At 64.4% G+C, this 469-nt stretch carries 1 pseudogene; it reads right to left on the reverse strand.

From position 1 onward, the window contains the following. Window positions 1–123 precede the first annotated feature (123 nt). Window positions 124–469, reverse strand: a pseudogene (locus U9977_RS26765) (AAA family ATPase); the annotation flags it as partial.

Here is a 469-nt window from a genome sequence, read left to right on the forward strand (position 1 = left end):
GATGGACCTACGACGCCGACACCGAGCATGCCCGCTACCTCGAACGCCACCCCACCACACCAGCCCAGGCCTGACATCACGATCCGTCACGAAGAGACGGAAAGGAACTAATGAGGCGCTGCACTAGTCCGCTGTGTTCTGCGAAACGATGCGGGCGGGTAGCTGGGTGATGAGGAGCCGTGAGTCACGGAAAGAATAGCGGGGGTTCCGCCCACGCTTTCCGTTGTAAACGGCTGCGTCGACGGCCGCCGAGCCGTCGGGAGATGCGTGGCCCTCCAGGAGAATCCGGTGCTCAATGACCGGGGACGCTTCCGACGGGGCCGGGCCGGAGAGGCTCTCGGAAAGGACCCGCAGCTCGGGTTCGACCTGTACTTCGACATCGAAGGCGATTTCCTCGCCGTCCACTGCCACCGTGCAACCAAGCTGGAATGACGTGGTCCCGTGCGGAGCGCATCCCCGTGAACCGCCG

The sequence above is a fragment of the Protofrankia sp. Cas8 genome, assembly GCF_963555845.1.
Taxonomy (GTDB): domain Bacteria; phylum Actinomycetota; class Actinomycetes; order Frankiales; family Frankiaceae; genus Protofrankia.